Source organism: Micromonospora sp. NPDC047467 (assembly GCF_040643095.1).
GTDB lineage: Bacteria > Actinomycetota > Actinomycetes > Mycobacteriales > Micromonosporaceae > Micromonospora.
Window position 1 is genome coordinate 141,731 of record NZ_JBEYTO010000005.1, and the last position, 17,362, is coordinate 159,092.

At 71.9% G+C, this 17,362-nt stretch carries 17 protein-coding genes; 12 read left to right on the forward strand and 5 right to left on the reverse strand.

What is annotated here, in order from left to right; all coding sequences use genetic code 11:
* Positions 1-26 precede the first annotated feature (26 nt).
* From ABZ780_RS16110 to ABZ780_RS16125, 4 genes are all read left to right on the forward strand, one after another.
* Positions 27-854, forward strand: coding sequence for a sigma-70 family RNA polymerase sigma factor (locus ABZ780_RS16110; RefSeq protein WP_357007487.1), 828 nt, complete (start codon positions 27-29; stop codon positions 852-854).
* Position 855: 1 nt separating this feature from the next.
* Positions 856-1,143 carry a mycothiol system anti-sigma-R factor gene (rsrA, locus tag ABZ780_RS16115; RefSeq protein WP_053660297.1) on the forward strand — a complete coding sequence of 96 codons (288 nt, stop codon included), beginning with the start codon at positions 856-858 and terminating at the stop codon, positions 1,141-1,143.
* Between the two features lie 413 nt (positions 1,144-1,556).
* Positions 1,557-1,778 carry a biotin/lipoyl-binding carrier protein gene (locus tag ABZ780_RS16120; protein WP_203178709.1) on the forward strand — a complete coding sequence of 74 codons (222 nt, stop codon included), beginning with the start codon at positions 1,557-1,559 and terminating at the stop codon, positions 1,776-1,778.
* Positions 1,775-2,284: a GNAT family N-acetyltransferase gene (locus ABZ780_RS16125; protein WP_357486485.1), complete on the forward strand. Its 510-nt coding sequence runs from the start codon at positions 1,775-1,777 to the stop codon at positions 2,282-2,284. The genes ABZ780_RS16120 and ABZ780_RS16125 overlap by 4 nt, the downstream gene beginning before the upstream one ends.
* A 116-nt stretch (positions 2,285-2,400) precedes the next feature.
* Here the strand turns inward: ABZ780_RS16125 and ABZ780_RS16130 are convergent, their stop codons facing one another.
* Positions 2,401-3,003 (reverse strand): helix-turn-helix domain-containing protein, encoded by a 603-nt coding sequence (locus tag ABZ780_RS16130; protein WP_357007493.1) that lies wholly within the window; start codon positions 3,001-3,003, stop codon positions 2,401-2,403.
* A 112-nt stretch (positions 3,004-3,115) separates the two neighbouring features.
* Here ABZ780_RS16130 and ABZ780_RS16135 point away from each other — a divergent pair, with 112 nt between their 5' ends.
* Positions 3,116-4,696, forward strand: coding sequence for an MDR family MFS transporter (locus ABZ780_RS16135; protein ID WP_357486487.1), 1,581 nt, complete (start codon positions 3,116-3,118; stop codon positions 4,694-4,696).
* A 252-nt stretch (positions 4,697-4,948) separates the two neighbouring features.
* Here ABZ780_RS16135 and ABZ780_RS16140 read toward each other — a convergent pair whose 3' ends face one another.
* Positions 4,949-6,808, reverse strand: coding sequence for a tetratricopeptide repeat protein (locus tag ABZ780_RS16140; protein ID WP_357486489.1), 1,860 nt, complete (start codon positions 6,806-6,808; stop codon positions 4,949-4,951).
* Between the two features lie 157 nt (positions 6,809-6,965).
* Between ABZ780_RS16140 and ABZ780_RS16145 the strand changes: the two genes are divergently transcribed.
* The gene (locus tag ABZ780_RS16145; RefSeq protein ID WP_357486638.1) at positions 6,966-7,997 is read left to right on the forward strand and encodes an SIS domain-containing protein; all 1,032 of its coding nucleotides are present in this window, start codon (positions 6,966-6,968) and stop codon (positions 7,995-7,997) included.
* Between the two features lie 25 nt (positions 7,998-8,022).
* A complete protein-coding gene (locus tag ABZ780_RS16150) occupies positions 8,023-9,633 on the forward strand; it encodes a histidine kinase N-terminal domain-containing protein (protein WP_357486491.1) in 1,611 nt (536 codons plus the stop codon).
* A gap of 31 nt (positions 9,634-9,664) precedes the next feature.
* Here ABZ780_RS16150 and ABZ780_RS16155 read toward each other — a convergent pair whose 3' ends face one another.
* Entirely contained in the window at positions 9,665-11,185 is a 1,521-nt protein-coding gene (locus tag ABZ780_RS16155; protein ID WP_357486493.1) for a glycosyltransferase family 39 protein, read from the reverse strand.
* Between the two features lie 460 nt (positions 11,186-11,645).
* On the opposite strand from ABZ780_RS16155, the gene ABZ780_RS16160 reads away from it, so the two are divergent.
* From ABZ780_RS16160 to ABZ780_RS16175, 4 genes are read left to right on the forward strand one after another with little or no spacing between them, the layout of a single operon-like run.
* Complete coding sequence (locus tag ABZ780_RS16160; protein ID WP_357486494.1) at positions 11,646-13,358, forward strand: nitrite/sulfite reductase; 1,713 nt, start codon at positions 11,646-11,648, stop codon at positions 13,356-13,358.
* Positions 13,355-13,516 (forward strand): hypothetical protein, encoded by a 162-nt coding sequence (locus tag ABZ780_RS16165; RefSeq protein ID WP_357007511.1) that lies wholly within the window; start codon positions 13,355-13,357, stop codon positions 13,514-13,516. Before ABZ780_RS16160 ends, ABZ780_RS16165 begins: the two co-directional genes overlap by 4 nt.
* Before the next feature lie 53 nt (positions 13,517-13,569).
* Positions 13,570-14,331 (forward strand): phosphoadenylyl-sulfate reductase, encoded by a 762-nt coding sequence (locus ABZ780_RS16170; RefSeq protein WP_357007514.1) that lies wholly within the window; start codon positions 13,570-13,572, stop codon positions 14,329-14,331.
* A 53-nt stretch (positions 14,332-14,384) separates the two neighbouring features.
* Positions 14,385-15,116 carry a CbiX/SirB N-terminal domain-containing protein gene (locus ABZ780_RS16175; protein ID WP_357486639.1) on the forward strand — a complete coding sequence of 244 codons (732 nt, stop codon included), beginning with the start codon at positions 14,385-14,387 and terminating at the stop codon, positions 15,114-15,116.
* A gap of 103 nt (positions 15,117-15,219) precedes the next feature.
* Here ABZ780_RS16175 and ABZ780_RS16180 read toward each other — a convergent pair whose 3' ends face one another.
* Together ABZ780_RS16180 and ABZ780_RS16185 are read right to left on the reverse strand one after the other, a co-directional pair.
* Positions 15,220-15,477, reverse strand: coding sequence for a WhiB family transcriptional regulator (locus tag ABZ780_RS16180; RefSeq protein ID WP_088950012.1), 258 nt, complete (start codon positions 15,475-15,477; stop codon positions 15,220-15,222).
* A gap of 446 nt (positions 15,478-15,923) precedes the next feature.
* Positions 15,924-16,874, reverse strand: coding sequence for a diacylglycerol kinase family protein (locus ABZ780_RS16185; RefSeq protein WP_357486495.1), 951 nt, complete (start codon positions 16,872-16,874; stop codon positions 15,924-15,926).
* Positions 16,875-16,917: 43 nt separating this feature from the next.
* Between ABZ780_RS16185 and ABZ780_RS16190 the strand changes: the two genes are divergently transcribed.
* Positions 16,918-17,307, forward strand: a complete 390-nt coding sequence (locus tag ABZ780_RS16190) for a hypothetical protein (RefSeq protein ID WP_357007519.1) — start codon at positions 16,918-16,920, stop codon at positions 17,305-17,307.
* Positions 17,308-17,362 lie beyond the last annotated feature (55 nt).

Below are 17,362 nucleotides of genomic sequence, written 5' to 3' on the forward strand. Positions count from 1 at the left end.
GGACGACTTTTGCGAGGGGGTGACCGGTGCCGACCGAGACACGAAGCCTGGAACGGGACGAGCGGGACGCCAAGCAGCTGAAACGGCTGCTGGATGCTCCGGCCTGGCCCGCAGCAGCGGGACCGGGCGGTGTGGGTGCGGTGAGCACGGGCACACCAGCCGGAAGTGAATCTGCGGGCAGGTCCGTGCGCGTATCCTCGGCGGGAAAGCATCCGACGCGAGGGGATGTGCGGTTGACCACCGAGAAGACGGACGAGCGCAGGGCCCGGTTCGAACGGGACGCGATGCCATTCGTCGATCAGCTCTACGCTGCCGGGCTGCGCATGACGCGCAACCCGGCGGATGCCGAGGACCTGGTCCAGGAGACCTACCTGAAGGCGTACGCGGCCTTCCACCAGTTCGAGCAGGGCACGAACCTGAAGGCCTGGCTCTACCGGATCCTGACCAACACCTACATCAACTCCTACCGCAAGCGGCAGCGCCAACCGATCCAGGCGCCCACCGAGGAGATCACCGACTGGCAGCTCGCCGAGGCCGAGTCGCACACCTCCAGCGGTCTGCGTTCAGCCGAGACCGAGGCACTGGACCGGCTGCCCGACAGTGACGTCAAGGAGGCCCTCCAGCAGTTGCCGGAGGAGTTCCGCCTGGCTGTCTACCTGACCGATGTCGAGGGCTTCTCGTACAAGGAGGTCGCCGACATCATGGGCACGCCGATCGGCACCGTGATGTCGCGCCTGCACCGGGGCCGTCGTAATCTGCGCAAGCTGCTCGAGCAGTACGCCGCGGAGCGGGGCTTCAGCCCGGCCCGGTCCGCGAAGGGCTCGACCGCCGCCGCTGCCGGCCGGGAGGTGTGACGTGAGCTGTGGAAAACCACACGAGACGGACTGCCGCGAGGTGCTCGCGGAGGTCTACCTCTACCTGGATCTGGAGTGCGCCGACGAGCGGCGCCTGCTGATCCGGCACCACCTCGACGAGTGCGGGCCGTGCCTGCGCGAGTACGGGCTCGAGCAGGAGGTACGGGCGCTTGTCGCTCGGTGCTGCGGCAACGAGACCGCACCGGATCAACTGCGTGAGCGGCTGCGCGTGAAGCTCACCGAGCTGGTGGTCTTCGAGACCACCGACTCCCGTGAACTGGCCGACTGAGCAACCGAACGGACGTAAACCGGTGGCCCGGGTCGATGTCGACCCGGGCCACCGGTGCATCCGGCTTCCGCCGGTGCGGGCTGACCGTTGACGGGCCGTCGACCCGTCGGCACGTTCAGGAGTTGGGACGCTTGCCGTGGTTCGCGGCGTTCTTCTTGCGGGCCTTCTTCTTGCGGGACTTCTTCGCCATGCTGACCTCCTCGTGATGGGTCGGATCCGTGCTGCGCGCGGCCTACGAGCCGGTGCATCCACCGGCCGCCCGGCGTCGGGTCCGACCCGTTGATGGTAGTGCGGTCGACCTCCAGTGCCTTCCCCCGGGGCTGTCCCGTCATGCCGGCCGCGCCGCTCGACACCCACGCCCGACCCTCGCGTGATTGGATACGTCGGCAGGCATATCGCGAAAAGGGAGGGCCGTGGACATGGCCGAGGAGATCCGCGCCGAGATGGTGGCGAACGTCTGGAAGGTCGTCGCGTCGACGGGCGACACGGTGTCCGAGGGCGACACCCTGGTGATCCTCGAGTCGATGAAGATGGAGATCCCGGTCATCGCCGAGTCCGACGGTGTGGTCCAGCAGCTCGCCGTCAACGAGGGTGACGTCGTGCAGGACGGCGACCTCATCGCGGTGATCGGTTGAGCGGCCTGCGGGTCCGGCCCGCCGACGCGTCCGACTTCTCGGCGGTGGCCCGGCTGACCGTGGCCGCGTACGAGGCGGACGGCCAGCTCAAGGGCGAACACGGGTACGCGGCGGTGCTGGCCGACGTGTCGACCCGGGCGGACAGCGGTGAGGTGCTGATCGCCGTGGACGAGGTGACCGGTGCGGCGCTCGGTTCGGTGACGTTCGTGTTGCCGGGGACCCGCTTCGCCGAACTGTCCGGGCCGGGTGAGGCGGAATTCCGCATGCTCGCGGTCGACCCCGCCGCCCAGGGTCGGGGCGTCGGCGCGGTGCTGGCTCGGGCGTGCGTCGACCGCGCGGCCGAGTTGGGCTGCACGGCGGTCGTGATCTGCGTGCGAGCCGGGCTCGCCGTCGCGGCGCACCGGCTCTACGAGCGGCTGGGCTTCGTCCGGGTGCCCGAGAAGGACTGGTCGCCGGCTCCCGGAGTCGACCTGCTCGGCCTGCGCCTCGACCTGCGCAACGCCTGACCCGCCGCCGTCGCGGCTGACGCCTGATCCGGCGCCGACGCGGTTCGCCGACGCGCGTGGCCGCCGGGCGGCAACGCCTGGCGGGCGGGGATCGAGGCCCGGGTTGGTCGCCCGGGTCAGTGCTGGGGGCCGTCCGTCGGGGTCGCGGTCGCGTCCTGCTCGCCGATGCTGGCGAGCAGTTCGTCGGCCACCTGGAGCGCGATCCGGCGGCGTTCGTCGTCGGTGATGCCCGGCGTTCGTACCGCGAACCAACTGCTGTGCACCGCGAAGAGTGACAACGTGGCACGCAGTTGGGCGGCGGGGGAGTCGTCGCCCCGGCAGAGCGCGTAGGCCAGTTGCATCATCCGGCTGCGCATCTGCTGGCCGGCGACGAGGCTCTTGAGCACGGTCTGGTTCTGCTCGAAGAAGCGCATCACCGATGGCTGCTCGCCACCGAACATCGAGTCGGCGTACCGGGAGATCAGCGTGCGCCGGGTGTCGAGGTTCGCAGGCTGGTCGTCGGCCCAGGCGATGAGCGTGTCCATCCGCTCCAGCCGCTCCTCGACGAAGCTGGCGACGATGTCGTCCTTGCTCTTGAAGTGGTAGTAGAGCGCCGCCTTGGTGACCCCGAGTCGCTCGGCGATCTCGCGCAGCGACGTCTTCTCGTACCCCTGCTCGGTGAAGAGCTCCAGCGCGACGGCCTTGATCCGCTCCCGGGTGCCGCCTGTGCTCTCCCTCACCACGTCTCCCAATTCACTTGACCGGCAGTTCGTGCCCAACTTACCGTCCGGCTAGTAAGGTGACTAGCCGGTCGGCAAGTAAGTAGTGCAAGCACTTCGGGGGAGCTTACCCATGACGCAGGTGACCCAGGCCAGCGCGCGACCCAACGTACGGGTCGTCCTCTTTGGGCTGATGATCGCAATGATGCTCGCGATGCTCGACAACATGATCGTCAGCACCGCGCTACCGAGGATCGTCGGCGAGTTCGGCGGCCTCAACCACTTCACCTGGGTCGTCACCGCGTACGTCCTGGGCACCACCGTCTCCACCCCGATCTGGGGCAAGCTCGGTGACCTGTACGGCCGCAAGTCGGTCTTCCTGACCTCGGTCGGCATCTTCCTGCTCGGCTCCGCCCTCTGCGGCATGGCCGGCTCCGCGATGCTGGGCGGCCCGCAGGACGGCATGGTGCAGCTCATCGCGTTCCGGGCCGTACAGGGCCTCGGCGCCGGCGGTCTCATGGTCGGCGTGATGGCGATCATCGGCGACCTGGTCCCGCCTCGCGAGCGTGGGCGCTACCAGGGCATGATCGCCGGCATCATGGCCATCGCCATGGTCGCCGGCCCGCTGGTCGGTGGCTTCATCACCGATCACCTCTCCTGGCGCTGGGCGTTCTACGTGAACCTGCCGCTGGGCGGCGTCGCGCTGCTCCTGCTGATCACCACGATGCACCTGCCGAGGTACCGCACCGAGCACCGGATCGACTGGCTCGGCGCCGGGCTGCTCTCGGTCGGCATCACCGCGATCGTGCTGATCACCACCTGGGGTGGCAACCAGTACGACTGGACCTCACCGCAGATCCTCGGCCTGGCCGTGCTGGGTCTGGTGGCGCTGGTGGCGTTCGGCCTTGTCGAGCGCCGGGTGTCGGAGCCGATCCTCCCGTTGGCGCTCTTCGCCAACCGCAACTTCGCGCTGATCTCGCTGATCGGCTTCCTGCTGGGGTTCGCGATGTTCGGCGCGATGAACTTCCTGCCGCTCTACCAGCAGACGGTGCAGGGGGCCTCGGCGACCAACAGCGGCCTGCTGCTGCTGCCGCTGATGTTCGGCATGCTGGTCGTCTCGCTGGTCATCGGACGGGCGATCACGAAGACCGGCAGGTACCGGGCGTACCCGATCATCGGTGGTGTGGTGATGACCGCGGGCATGGGGCTGCTCGCCATGCTCGACACCAACACCAGCAAACTGCAGTCCTCGCTGTACATGATCGTGCTGGGTGCCGGCATGGGCTTCCTCATGCAGACCTCCATGCTCATCGCGCAGAACAGCGTGGAGCAGAAGGACCTCGGCGCGGCCAGCGGCGCGGCGACCTTCTTCCGGTCGATCGGCGGCTCGTTCGGCATCTCGCTGTTCGGAGCGATCTTCGCCAATCGGCTCGCCGACTCCGCCGGGGGCGCGGCCTTCGGCGGTGAGGGCGGCGGCAGCATGGACCTGGCGAAGCTCAAGGAGTTGCCCGCCCAGGCGCGCGAGCTGGTGCTCGACGGTCTCGCCGGCGCGATCTCGCACGTGTTCCTCTGGGCGGTGCTGTTCACCATCGTGATCCCGGTGCTCGCCTGGTTCATCAAGGAGATCCCGCTGCGTACAGCCAACGAGGCGCCGCCGCAGGCCACTCCCGAGGAAGAGGCCGAGATCGCCCTCGGCAAGGCCCCGGTCGCCTAACCCAACCCCGGACCCATCGCGCCGCGCCGCCCTTCCGGGCCGGCGCGGCGCGCCCTTGCTCCGCCCCTCCGCGCCGGTGCCGGGCCGCCCTCCCCGCGATCTTGCACTCTCTGCCCCGACATAAATTTCCATACCCGACAAACCGGCGACCGCAAGTGCAAGATCGCGGGAGCGGGGAGCGGGGAGCGGGGAGCGGGGAGCGGGGAGCGGGGAGCCGGGAGCCGGGGGGCGAGGGCGGGGGGACCAGGGGGGTTAGCGGCGGCGGGGGGCGATGAGACGACGCCAGAGGCGGCGTAGGGGGTTGCGGGGGCGCGGGAGTTGGGGGGACAGGTCACCGATCAGGCTGGTGGCCAGCGACGCGGTTGTGGCGTCCAACTCCGGGGCGGCCAGCGCCAGGTACGCCAGCGAGACAGCGATCGGGACCGGTCGGGCCCGCGCCACGGCGGCCGCGTCGGCGAGTCGCTCCGCCACTGCCCGCGCCACGTCCGGCCGTACGGAGGGATCCACCCAGGCGGCCGTGACCAGGGCGAACATCGCGGCCTCGGTGACCCAGTCCTCTACGCCCCAGACCAGGTCGAGCAGCACCCGGCGTCGGGTCGACTCCTCCCACGGCTCGTCCGTGCGGTGGTGCAGCAGCCCCAGGCAGGCCCACACCTGCACACCGCGTACCCAGATCGACGGGTCCTGGGCGGCCAGCAGCCGGCCGAGTGCGTTGGCCGGTGCCGCCGGCGGGTGCACCAGCAGCCCGAGCAGGTCACCCAGGTCGAGCCCGGCCAGGCCTACCGCCGCGTCGTAGGCGGCCGGCGGGTGCGGCCACGCCGGATGGGCCAGTTGCCCGATGCGCTCGACCGCCGCCGCCGACGGGGCCGGCAGGGCGGGCGTCGGCACGTTCTCCGCGAAGTGCCACAGTCGCTGGGCGGACGCCCGCCGGGGCTCGCGCGGGTCCGGCTCCGGCGTGCCGGCCACCTCGATCCGCAGCCCCGGCGCCACCGAGGTGGCCGTCCGCAGGGCGCTCGGTGGGGCCGCCGCCGCGAGGCGTACGGCGCTGCCGAGACCGTTGTCGTCGTCGGCGACCGCCTGGCGCAGCGCGTCGACCAGCGGACCGCCGGCCGGCGTCAACTGCCCCAGCCAGGGCCGGCCCCGGCAGCACTGGGCCAGATCGCCGTGCTCGTGACTGTCGTCCGGGTGGTCACGGATGAAGTCGGCGAGCGCGACCAGGTGGGCCAGGTCGCCGTCGCGCAGGTGTCGCAGGCGGTGCGCCGTGTGCACCGCGCAGTCAAAGGACGGGTCCCGGGCCAGCGCCCGCTCGGTCCACTCCAGCGCGTCGTCGAGTCGCCCGGTCTCGGCCAGGGTGCCCGCGATGTCGGCGTAGATGGCCAGGTCGTCGGGGTCCAGGTCGACGGCCCGGTAGAGGGCCGCGAGGGCGTCGCGGGTCCGGCCCGCGCTGCGGTACGCGTACCCGAGCCAGACCTCGCCCATCTTCGAGGGTTGGGTCCGTACCCCTCGGCTGGCCCAGCGGATCGCCAGCGGGACCTCGCCGAGCCGCCGGGCCAGCGCGGACGCCGCGCCCAGCAGCAGGCCGTGTTCGGGGTGGACGGTGGCCGCGTTGCGCGCCAGCGTGAGGTACGGCGTGAGCGCGGCCCGTCCGGCCCGGGGCACCGGGTCGGGCAGCACGGCGCAGACCTGCATGAGGACCCGGGCGATGTGCTCCGGCTCAAGCCGCTCGACCAGTTCGGACGCGGTCACCCACGGCACGCCGGCCCACTGCGTCCCGGGTGCGTGGCCGGTCGCCGCGGCGAGCAGCTCCAACCCTTCCGCGGGGCGGCCGGAGGCGGCCAGCAGGTGGGCGCGGGCCACGACCGCGCCGACGAAGGTGTGGTGGGTGATCGGGAAGAGGTCGAGCCCGCCGCCGTCAGCCGCGGCCAGGCGGGCCAAGGTCTCGTGCACCTCCGGCAGCGTGGGTGCCCGTGCCAGGGCGCTGGCGAGGTGGTCGGCGGCGTGGCGCAGGTCGCCCTCGTCCAGTGCCAGCCGGGCGAGGGCCAGCTCCTCCGTCGCGGAGAGCGCGGGGTCTTCCCTTCCCTCGGGCACGTCGTCCTCTCGTCGCAGCTGCATAGCCGGCCCAGCGTAGTTGATATTGGGGTAGTTGGGTGATCAACTGCGCATTACTGCTCGATCGGTTGCTGTGATCGAAGCAAACATGCAAGGCTGAGCAGGAAACGCGCGGCAACCGCGCATGAGGGGAGTGTTCGTGACACGTGCAGGGGCCGGGATGGCCGCCGACATCGACGAGCAGCCGGACGGCTACGCCCGCCTGCTCTCCACCGCCAACGCCGGGTCGATCGCCCGGGTTGCGGCGGCCGTCGCCGAGCGCCGGCCGCGACACGTGGTCTTCACCGCCCGGGGCACCTCCGACCACGCGGCCCTCTACGGGGCGTACCTGACCGAGATCCGGCTCGGCCTGCCCGCCGGGCTCGCGTCGCCGAGCGCGGTCACCCTGTTCGGCGCCCGCCCCGACCTGTCCGACGCGCTCGTCGTCGGCGTCAGCCAGAGCGGCGGCTCACCCGACCTGGGCGAGGTGTTGCGCGCCGCGCGTGCCTCCGGTGCGCTCACCCTCGCGGTGACCAACGCCCCCGGGTCCCCGTTGGCCGAGGCGGCCGAGCTGAGCATCGACATCGCCGCCGGGCACGAGCGGGCGGTGGCCGCCACCAAGACGTACACCGCTGAGCTGCTCGCCCTGCTGATGCTGGTGGAGGGCATCCGGGCCGGCGACGGCGTGCTCCCGGCGGCCGAGCGGGAGGCGCTCGCCGCGCTGCCCGAGCTGGCCGCCAGGACCCTCGCCGACGACACCCCGGCCCAGCTCGCGCCGCGTTACCGCTTCGCCCGCCAACTGGTCACCACCGGGCGCGGGTACGCGTACCCGACCGCCCGGGAGGCCGCGCTCAAGCTGATGGAGACGTCGTACCTGCCGGCGCTCGCCTTCTCCGGCGCCGACCTGCTGCACGGCCCGCTCGCGATGACCGACCCGGAGGTCCCGGTGCTCGCCGTGGTCGGGTCCGGCCCGGGTGGCCGGTCGATGGGCGAGGTGCTGCCCCGCCTCGGTGAGCGTCGCGCCGACGTCGTGGTGGTCGGCTCCGCCGATGTGCCGGGCGCCACCCGGCTCGCCGTCCCCGAGGTCGACGAGCGGTACGCGCCGCTGCTGGACATCCTGCCGTTGCAGCGACTGGCGTTGGCGTTGGCGCTGAGCCGCGGCGAGGATCCGGACGCGCCGCGCGGGTTGAAGAAGGTCACCGCAACGATGTGAGGCGCGGCGTGGCACCCTGGTCACCGTGTCCACGCTGCGCGACCTCGCCGAGGAGCACACCCATCTCCGACCGGCCGACATCGACCACCTGCACCGGATCGCCGGTGACTGGCAGTTGCTCTCCGATCTGTCCTTCGCCGATCTGCTGCTCTGGGTGCCGGTCGACGACGACGGCACGTTCCTCTGCGTCGCCCAGGTCCGCCCGACGACCGCTCCCACCGCGTACCAGGACGACCAGGTGGGGCGGATCATCGGCGGGCCTGAGGTGGCACACCTGGGGGTCGCGTACTCCCAGGGTCGGATCTGGCGGGAGGGCGACCCGGTCTGGTACGGCGACGTGCCGGCCCGGCACGAGGCGATCCCGGTCCGGCTGCGCACCGCCGACGGCGAGGCCGGCGAGGTGATCGCCGTGGTCGGTCGGGACACCAACCTCTCCACCGCGCGCACCCCCAGCCAACTGGAACTCAACTACCTGACCACGGCCGACGACCTGGCCCAGATGATCGCGGACGGCACCTTCCCGCCGCCCCGGCACCCGGGAGAGACCACCTCCGCGCCCCGCGTCGGTGATGGCCTCGTCCGGCTGGACGCTGGCGGCAAGGTCACCTACGCCAGCCCGAACGCGCAGTCCGCGTACCGGCGGTTGGGTTATGCGTCCCACCTGGTGGGGGAGGACCTGGCCGTGCTGCATCGCCGGCTGGCCGGCGACCCGCTGGACGGCACCGAAGCCTCGAACGGGATCCTGGCCGCGCTGCGCGGTGAGGCGCCGCCCCGGCGGGAGATCGACGCGCGCGGCGCCACGATGCTCACCCGGGCGCTGCCGCTGATGCCGGCCGGGGTGCCGATCGGCGCGCTGGTGCTGGTTCGCGACATCACCGAGGTTCGTCGTCGGGACCGGGCGCTGATCACCAAGGACGCCACCATCCGGGAGATCCACCACCGGGTGAAGAACAACCTCCAGACTGTCGCCGCGCTGTTGCGCTTGCAGGCCCGCCGGGTGTCCATGCCGGAGGCGCGGGTCGCCCTGGAGGAGTCGGTTCGCCGGGTCGCCTCGATCGCGCTGGTCCACGAGACGCTCTCCATGTCCAGCGACGAGGCGGTCGAGTTCGACGGCATCGTCGACCGGGTGGCCAGCGCGGCCACCGAGGTCGCGGCCACCGAGGTGAGCGTCGGCATGCGCCGTCAGGGCAGCTTCGGTGTGCTGCCGGCGGAGATCGCCACCTCGCTGGTGATGGTCCTCAACGAACTGCTGCTCAACGCCGTCGAGCACGGCTTCCCGCCCGCCGACGAACCGGAGGGCGCACCCGTGTCCGGCGGCGGTGTGCCGGCCGCCGGCCCGGAGTTGGTGCCGACCGTCGTCGCGGACACCGAGGGGTCCGGACGGCCGGAGGTGGTGGTCTCGGCGCATCGGTTCCGCAAGATGCTGCACGTCTCGGTGACCGACAACGGGCGCGGGCTGCCGCCGGAATTCGATGCCGAACGCGGCAGCCGACTCGGCCTCCAGATCGTCCGTGCCCTGGTCACCGGGGAGTTGCGCGGCACCATCGAGCTGCGGGCCGGCGCCAACGGTGGCACCGAGGCGTTGCTGGTCGTCCCACTGGCCCGCACCGCCCCCGATGGCCGCTCACAGATCTGACGCGGCCCGCCGCCTCGACGGCGCGGTCGGGTCAGCGGCTGGTCAGCAGGGCGACGGTCAGGCCGGGGCGTTGCCAGACCTGCGCGACAGTGAAGTCCGCGCGCAACGCGTCGCCCTTGGGCCCCTGCACGACGGCCAGCGGCTCGGCGTGCCGCCCGGCGACGACCAGCCACACCCGTGAGGTGCCGGCGAGGCACTGCGCCGGCCGCGAGCACTCGGTGGCCCAGAGGTCACCTCGGCGAACCTCGTCCTCGGTGACGAGCACGTCCCGTGGCGGGTCGTCGAGGTGGTAATCGACGCCCAGATCGAGGAACAGCCAGCTGTCCCGGGGTGAGTAGACCACCGCGTCGCCGGGCTGCTGGCCGTGGGCGATCACCCGTGCGGCGCCCGCGTAGTCCACCGGGGCGCTGCGTGGCCACTCGTGGGTGCGCCGCAGCGCGGCCTGATCGGGCAGGCCGAGCAGCCCGGCCAGGACCACCACGACCAGCGCGGCCGGGACGGCCACCCCGGCCAGCGCCGCGCCCGCCAGCAGGCAGGCGAAGGGGACCACGAAGACCAGGTACCGAGGCACCCACAGCGGTACGACCGACCCGGCGGCGAAGAGCAGCACGACAGGCAGGAGCACCGCGCTCACCGGCAGCAGGGCGCGCCGCCCGAGCCGGGCCGCGCCGAGCGCGGCGATCCCGACCACCAGGCCGCCCACCACACTGCTCTGGGCCACTCCGCCGGGCAGCGCGCTCAGGTCGTCCAACCGGGCCGGGGCCACCCAGCTCAGCTGTCGGGAGCGCTGCGTCCGGGCGCGCAGCAGCAGGGGGGTCACCACCAGCGCGGCCGGCACCAGCGCCACCACCCACCGCCACAACCGCCGGTCCCGGCGCGTGACGCCGCCAGCCGGGGTGTCGTACGTGGTTTCGCGCACCGGGCTGATGCCGGCCGCGGCGGTCCCGCGCCACCAGGTGAGCAGCACCACCAGCGCGTGCGCGGCGAGCAGGGTGAGCGCGATCAGGTGGGTGAGCCCGAGCGCGGCCACGGCGGCGGCGTACCCGGCCCACCGGGCCCACCCCGGCCGCCGCAGCGCGGTCACCAGCAGCAGGGTCGCGAGCACCGCGAGCGCGGTGGCCAGGGCGTACGGGCGGGCTTCCTGCCCGTAGCGGGAGGTGCTGGGGAGCACCGCGAACAACAGCCCGGCGAGGAGGCCGGTACGTCGGTTGACCAGCTGCTCCCCGAGCACGGCGAGCAGCCCGGCGGCGACGGTCATCGCCAGCGCCGCCGGCAGGCGCAGGGCGACCGTGGAGTCACCGGCGACCGCGATCCAGCCGTGCATCAGCAGGTAGTACGGGCCGGTGGCGGCGTCTATCGTGCCCGCCAACCGGGCTAGGTCGCCGGGGGACCGGGTGGCGGCGCTCCAGGTCGCCAACTCGTCGCGCCACAGCTGGGCCGATCCCAGCCCGGTGGCGGTGACCGCGAGGGTCAGCACCGCCGGCAGCAGCCAGACGGGGCCGGCCAGCCGGATCGGCAGGCCCCTGGTCGACTTGTCGGACAATCCGCCCACAGCCCCGAGCCTGCCACGCCGCAACCGCCCGCGAGCTCAGCCCGCAACAGTGCCACGCCGACCGTGCCCTCACCAACCGCGTCGATCTTGCAGTTTCGGTCGCCGATATGAGTGGAATGCCTCTTATATCGCGGCAGGATGTGCAAGATCGCGGGGGAGGGGAGCCGACCCGGCCCGTGATGTGGGATCCCGCACGCGTACATTGGCTGGCCCCCATCCGGTGTGGCAGCATGGGCCCCATGACCGCCGCTGTCGTCCGCCGCTTCGTGGCTCGTCGCCACGTCGATTACGGCCGCGTGCGCAGCGCGATCTGTCCGGCCCACTGACGACGCCCGACTAATCCGTCTCGGGCGCGCTCCGCGCCGGCTGTCTCAGACACCGTTGTCCCGCCCGCTCTCGCGGGCCGGCCGCCGCGCCCCGCGTTCGCCCCGAGGCACAGCAGACAACGGAGGACGCCGCGATGGCGGTCAGCAGCATCCCGGCCCGTTCCGGAGACTCGACGGCCCGCCCGGCCCGGGCGCCGCGTAAGCCCCGGGGTGAGGGTCAGTGGGCGCTCGGCCACCGCGAGCCGCTCAACCCCAACGAGCGCATCAAGAAGGACGACGACCCGCTCAACGTCCGGGCCCGCATCGAGACCATCTACGCGCACCGCGGCTTCGCCTCCATCGACCCGCAGGACCTTCGCGGCCGGTTCCGCTGGTGGGGCCTCTACACCCAGCGCAAGGCCGGCATCGACGGCGGGCGCACCGCCGTGCTGGAGCCGCACGAGTTGGAGGACGAGTTCTTCATGCTCCGGGTCCGCATCGACGGCGGTCAGCTCAGCCTGGCGCAGCTGCGGGTGATCGCGGACATCTCCCGGGAGTTCGCCCGGGACACCGCCGACATCACCGACCGGCAGAACATCCAGTACCACTGGATCCGGGTCGAGGACATGCCGGAAATCTGGCGTCGACTGGAGTCCGTCGGCCTCCAGACCACCGAGGCGTGCGGCGACTGCCCACGGATCGTGCTGGGCAGCCCGGTCGCCGGGGTGGCCCGCGACGAACTGCTCGACCCGACCCCGGCGGTCGACGAGATCGTCGCCCGGTACGTCGGGGACAAGCAGTTTTCCAACCTGCCCCGCAAGTTCAAGACGTCTATCTCCTGGCTGGTCGACACCCCGTACGAGTCGAACGACATAGCCTTCCTCGGCGTCGACCACCCCGAGCACGGTCCCGGCTTCGACGTCTGGGTCGGCGGCGGCCTCTCCACCAACCCGATGCTCGCCCAGCGGCTCGGCGTGTGGGTGCCGCTGGCCGAGGTGCCGGACGTGTGGGCCGGGGTGGTGGGGATCTTCCGTGACTACGGTTACCGCCGGCTGCGGCACCGGGCCCGGTTGAAGTTCCTGGTGGCCGACTGGGGTGTCGAGCGCTTCCGCGAGGTCCTGGAGAAGGAGTACCTGGGTCGGACGCTGCTCGACGGCCCGGCACCGGAGCTGCCGGCGAAGCCGGTCGACCACGTGGGCGTGCACGAGCAGGCCGACGGGCGGCACTACGTGGGCGCCGCCCCGGTGGTCGGGCGGGTCTCCGGCGCGCAGCTGAGCCAACTGGCCGACGTGGTCGAGGCGCACGGCAGCGACCGGGTGCGGCTCACCCCGTACCAGAAGCTGCTGGTGCTCGACGTGCCGTCGGAGCGGACGGAGTCGCTTGTCGACGCGCTGCGCGGGATCGGCCTGGAGGCCCGGCCGTCGGCCTGGCGACGCGGCACCATGGCGTGCACCGGCATCGAGTACTGCAAGTTGGCCATCGTCGAGACCAAGGCCCGCGGCGAGGAGTTGGTGGCCCGGCTGGAGCAGCGGCTGCGTGACTTCGACGCGGACATCTCGATCCACATCAACGGCTGCCCGAACGCCTGCGCGCGTACCCAGGTGGCCGACATCGGGCTCAAGGGGCAGCTGGTGGTCGGCCCCGACGGCCGGCAGGTGGAGGGCTTCCAGGTGCACCTGGGCGGCGGGCTGGGCATGGCGCAGGGGCAGACCGCCGGTTTCGGTCGCAAGCTGCGCGGCCTGAAGACCACCGCCGACGAGCTTCCGGAGTACGTGGAAAGGCTGGCCCGCCGTTACCTGGCCGGTCGGAGCGCGGGCGAGACGTTCGCCAACTGGGTGATCAGAGTCGACGAGGAGGAACTGCGGTGAGCAGCGAGAACCGAGCGGCACCTCTGTACTGCCCGTACTGCGGCGAGGAGGACCTGCGGCCGCACGAGGCGGGGCACGGCGCCTGGGAGTGCCACGCCTGCACCCGGGTCTTCTCGGTGAAGTTCACCGGGTTGCTCTCGCGGTCGGTGAACCGGTGAGCGCGAGCAGTGAGCTTGCGAGCCCCGCAGGCGGGAACGAAGAGCCAGCTCGGATGAGCCTCGTCTCCGCCGCCGGCCTGGGCCTGGTCGGCCCAGGCGGGCCGCAGCCGGCCGACCCGACCCGGCGCGGCCCCGACGAGCTGCGGGCGCTCGCCGAGCAGGCAGCTCAGGAGCTGGAGGGCGCCCCGGCACTGGAGATCGCCCGGTGGGCGGCGCAGACCTTTGGCGACCGTTTCTGCGTCACCAGCTCGATGGCCGACGCCGTGCTGGCCCACCTGGTGTCCCGGGTCGCCCCGGGCGTGGACGTGGTCTTCCTCGACACCGGCCTGCACTTCCCCGAGACACTCCGGGTGCGCGACGAGGTGGCCCGGACGCTCCCGGTGAACGTCCGGTCGATCCGGCCGCGGCTCACCGTCGGGCAGCAGGACGGTCAGTACGGCCCCCGGCTGTTCAACAAGTCACCGGACGACTGCTGCCAGCTGCGCAAGGTGGAGCCGTTGGAGCGCGCGCTGTCCGGGTACGACGCCTGGGCCGCCGGCCTGCGCCGGGACGAGTCGCCGACGCGTGCCAACACGCCGGTCGTGACCTTCGACGCGCGACGCGGCAAGGTCAAGGTCAACCCGATCGCGGCCTGGTCGCAGGGGGATGTGGACTCCTACATCGCCCGCTTCAACGTGCCGGTCAACGAGCTGTTCAAGCAGGGGTACGGCTCGATCGGCTGCTGGCCGTGCACCCGTCGTACCAAGGCCGGTGAGGACGCGCGGGCCGGCCGCTGGGCCATGTTCGAGAAGACCGAGTGCGGGCTGCACGTCTGACCTCCCCTTCGGCTACCCCGACCGGCGCAGTCTCGGCCGGCGGGGTGGCTCCGGTGGTGCTGGTCGCCCACGGCAGCCGTGATCCGCGAGCCGCCGAGGCCACCCGGGCGCTGGCTCGGGCGGTGTCGACGGCCCGGCCGGGCCTTCAGGTGTGGTCGAGTTGGCTGGACCACACCGAGCCGGGGCCGACCGAGGTGCTGCGTGCGCTGGCCATGGCCGGTCACCGACGCGCGGTGGTGGTGCCGCTTCTGCTGACTGCCGCGTACCACCGCCGGGTGGACATCCCCGCGGCCGTCGCCGCCGCGACGCGGGTCGAGCCCACGCTGGCGGTACGTGTGACCGACGTGCTCGGCCCGGCGGACGGGACGGTGGACCCGCTGCTGCTGGCCGGGCTGCGCCGTCGGCTCGGTCAGGCGGATCCGGGCCGCTTCGACGCGCTGGTGCTGGCCGCGGCGGGCACCCGGGACGCGCGGGCACGTGGCTCGGTGGGGCAGGTGGCGGCCGCGCTCAGCGCGGATTTCGGAGTGCCCTGCCGGGTGTCGTACGCCTCGGCGGCCCCACCGGCGACCGGCGTGGCGGTGTCCCGGTTGCGGGCGGCCGGCGCACGGCGGGTGGCGGTGGCCGCGTACTTCCTGGCACCGGGCCTGTTCCACGACGCGGTAGCCGAGGCGTCCCGGACTGCCGGCGCGGTGGCGGTGGCGGCCCCGTTGACCGACGCACCGGAGTTGGCCGGGTTGGTGCTGCGGCGGGTCGAGGACCAGGGCGCCATGCTGTCAGCGGCCTGACGAGAGCCGGGGCCAGCGGAAACGGCGGCGGTCTGACGCTGCCGGGAAAGCTGAACGCCCCGGCGGGCGGACCCGCCGGGGCGTACTGCTGTGTCGTGGGAGATCAGGCGGAGTGAGCGCGCAGCACCCGGAGACCGCCGCGCCGCTTGACAGCGCGCCGCTCCTCTTCGCTCATCCCGCCCCAGACGCCGGCGTCCTGACCCGACTCGAGTGCCCACTGCAGGCACTGGTCGGTCACGGAGCAGCGCCTGCAGACGGCCTTTGCCTGCTCGACCTGCAGGAGAGCCGGTCCGGACGTCCCGATCGGAAAGAACAGCTCCGGGTCCTCGTCGCGGCAGACACTATGGTGACGCCAGTCCATGGCGGCAACACTCCTCATTCTGGATGGGTGGCAACAATTGCTTGGTCGTGCTTTTCCTATATGCGTCCGCGTGCCGATGGTGACCGTTCGCGTCTGTCCATTCGGCGGTGCGTGAGCAGGCAGTTAGTCCCGGGGACCTGCTGGAACAGCTCAACCTGACGAGCATATCCAGGCAATGTCCCGGTAACTCAAGTTCGCTTGTGAATACTTTCACGATCGCTCGTGATGTCAAGGGTGACGCTCGGAAAAACTCTGTGCGGTGAGCAAGCCCACAGCCCATTTGTCCGGGTTCCAGTGCCTTCCCGGTTACCCGCCGTGCCACAGTCGAGGATCAATATAGTACAGTCCGCGAGACATTGCTGACATTTCCGGCACCTGCCCCTCGGTGTGGCGGCGACCGTCGTTGCGGTTGCGGTGCCGCGTCGACCTAGGGCAGTACCCGAGACCTAGTAGATTACTCTGAGTGCGGCGGGAATGGATGTGAATCTGACTTTCTCCCGCTCGCCAAGATAGTCGCCGTCCAGCTGGAACGCCTGTGGACGGCTGGAGAGCAGGGTGAACTCCGCTGTGTCATGGAGTCGTAACACCTGCCGCCCGCTGCGATCCGGCTTCCGGGACAGGAACTGAGTCACAGTCCGTGTTGTGCTAGCCACTCGGAGCTGACGCAGTGCCAGCACGTCCAGCCCGAGGTCGAACGACGCGTCCGGGTTCGGGTTGACCTCCCGGTCGCCCAGGTACGTCCACGGGGCGGTGTTCTGGATGATGACGGTGGCCAGCTCGCCCTCCACCGGCTCGCCAGGGCGCTCCAGGCTGATCGCCGGGTGCCGCCGGTCCGAGGCGAGAAAGTACTGGTTCATGATCGAGCGCAGGTAGAGCCCCGGAGTGGAGACGCGGCCCCGCCGCCGGGCCTGCTCCACCCGGTGGATCACGGCGGCGTCCAGCCCGAACCCGGCGCAGAAGGTGAAGTAGCGGTCGTCGGCGCGGCCCAGCCCGACCGTCCGCTGCCGGCCCAGGCGCAGCCCTTCGAGGATCATGCTGGTCGCATCCGGCCACTCCCGGGGCAGGCCCAGCGCGCGGGCGAACACATTTGTCGAACCACCCGGAACAGTGGCCAGCGCGGGCAGCCGGTCGGCCATCGAGGCGCCCTCGGCACCCGCTGGCGGCTCGGCCGCCATCAGGCCGTTCACCACCTCGTTCACCGTGCCGTCACCACCCAGGGTGACGACGAGGCCGACGCCCTCCGCGGCGGCCTCGCGGGCCAGCGCCATGGCGTGCCCGCGGCGGCGGGTGTAGCGCACGCTGAGGTCGACTTCACTGCGCAGCGCCCGGACAAGCACGTCCCGGCTGCGTTCGCTGGTAGTGGTGGCCTTCGGATTGACCACCAGGACGGCCCGCATGGGCGGCACTGTACCTTCCGGTAGCCCAGGTATCGTGGCGCGCGTGACCATCGACTCGGCTCCGATTCCCGTCACACTCCGCTGGGCGGTTCGGCTGCTGTGGGCGGAGGCGGTCGTCGTCGGGCTGATCGCCGCCTGGCTGCTCTGGGCCGACCTCACCGCCACCACCACCGACCTCGCGTCGGCGTTGCTGGTCACCGGGTTCGCCATCGGGGCGGCCGTCGCGCTCTGGGCGTTGGGTCGCGCGCTGGTGCGCCGGCGGGCCGGCGCGCGGGCCCCCGCGATCGTGCTCCAGTTGATGCTGCTGCCGATCGGGTGGTTCATGATCCAGGCCGGCCTGGGCTGGCTGGGCGTGCCGCTGATGGCGCTCGGCCTGGGCGTCGGCTGGTTGCTGGTCAGCCCACCGACGACGCGGGCCCTCGGCTTCGAGTGACCCCACCCCGACGGGCTGCCCCGGCGATCCGGTGCTGACCCGTTGCGGTGCGGTG

Coding starts and splice junctions, on each gene's coding strand:
- ABZ780_RS16180 (WP_088950012.1), bottom strand. CDS start 15,477: ATGGACTGGCGTCACCATAGTGTCTGCCGCGACGAGGACCCGGAGCTG.
- ABZ780_RS16185 (WP_357486495.1), bottom strand. CDS start 16,874: ATGCGGGCCGTCCTGGTGGTCAATCCGAAGGCCACCACTACCAGCGAA.
- ABZ780_RS16140 (WP_357486489.1), bottom strand. CDS start 6,808: ATGCAGCTGCGACGAGAGGACGACGTGCCCGAGGGAAGGGAAGACCCC.
- ABZ780_RS16170 (WP_357007514.1), top strand. CDS start 13,570: ATGAGCCTCGTCTCCGCCGCCGGCCTGGGCCTGGTCGGCCCAGGCGGG.
- ABZ780_RS16135 (WP_357486487.1), top strand. CDS start 3,116: ATGACGCAGGTGACCCAGGCCAGCGCGCGACCCAACGTACGGGTCGTC.
- ABZ780_RS16145 (WP_357486638.1), top strand. CDS start 6,966: ATGGCCGCCGACATCGACGAGCAGCCGGACGGCTACGCCCGCCTGCTC.
- ABZ780_RS16160 (WP_357486494.1), top strand. CDS start 11,646: ATGGCGGTCAGCAGCATCCCGGCCCGTTCCGGAGACTCGACGGCCCGC.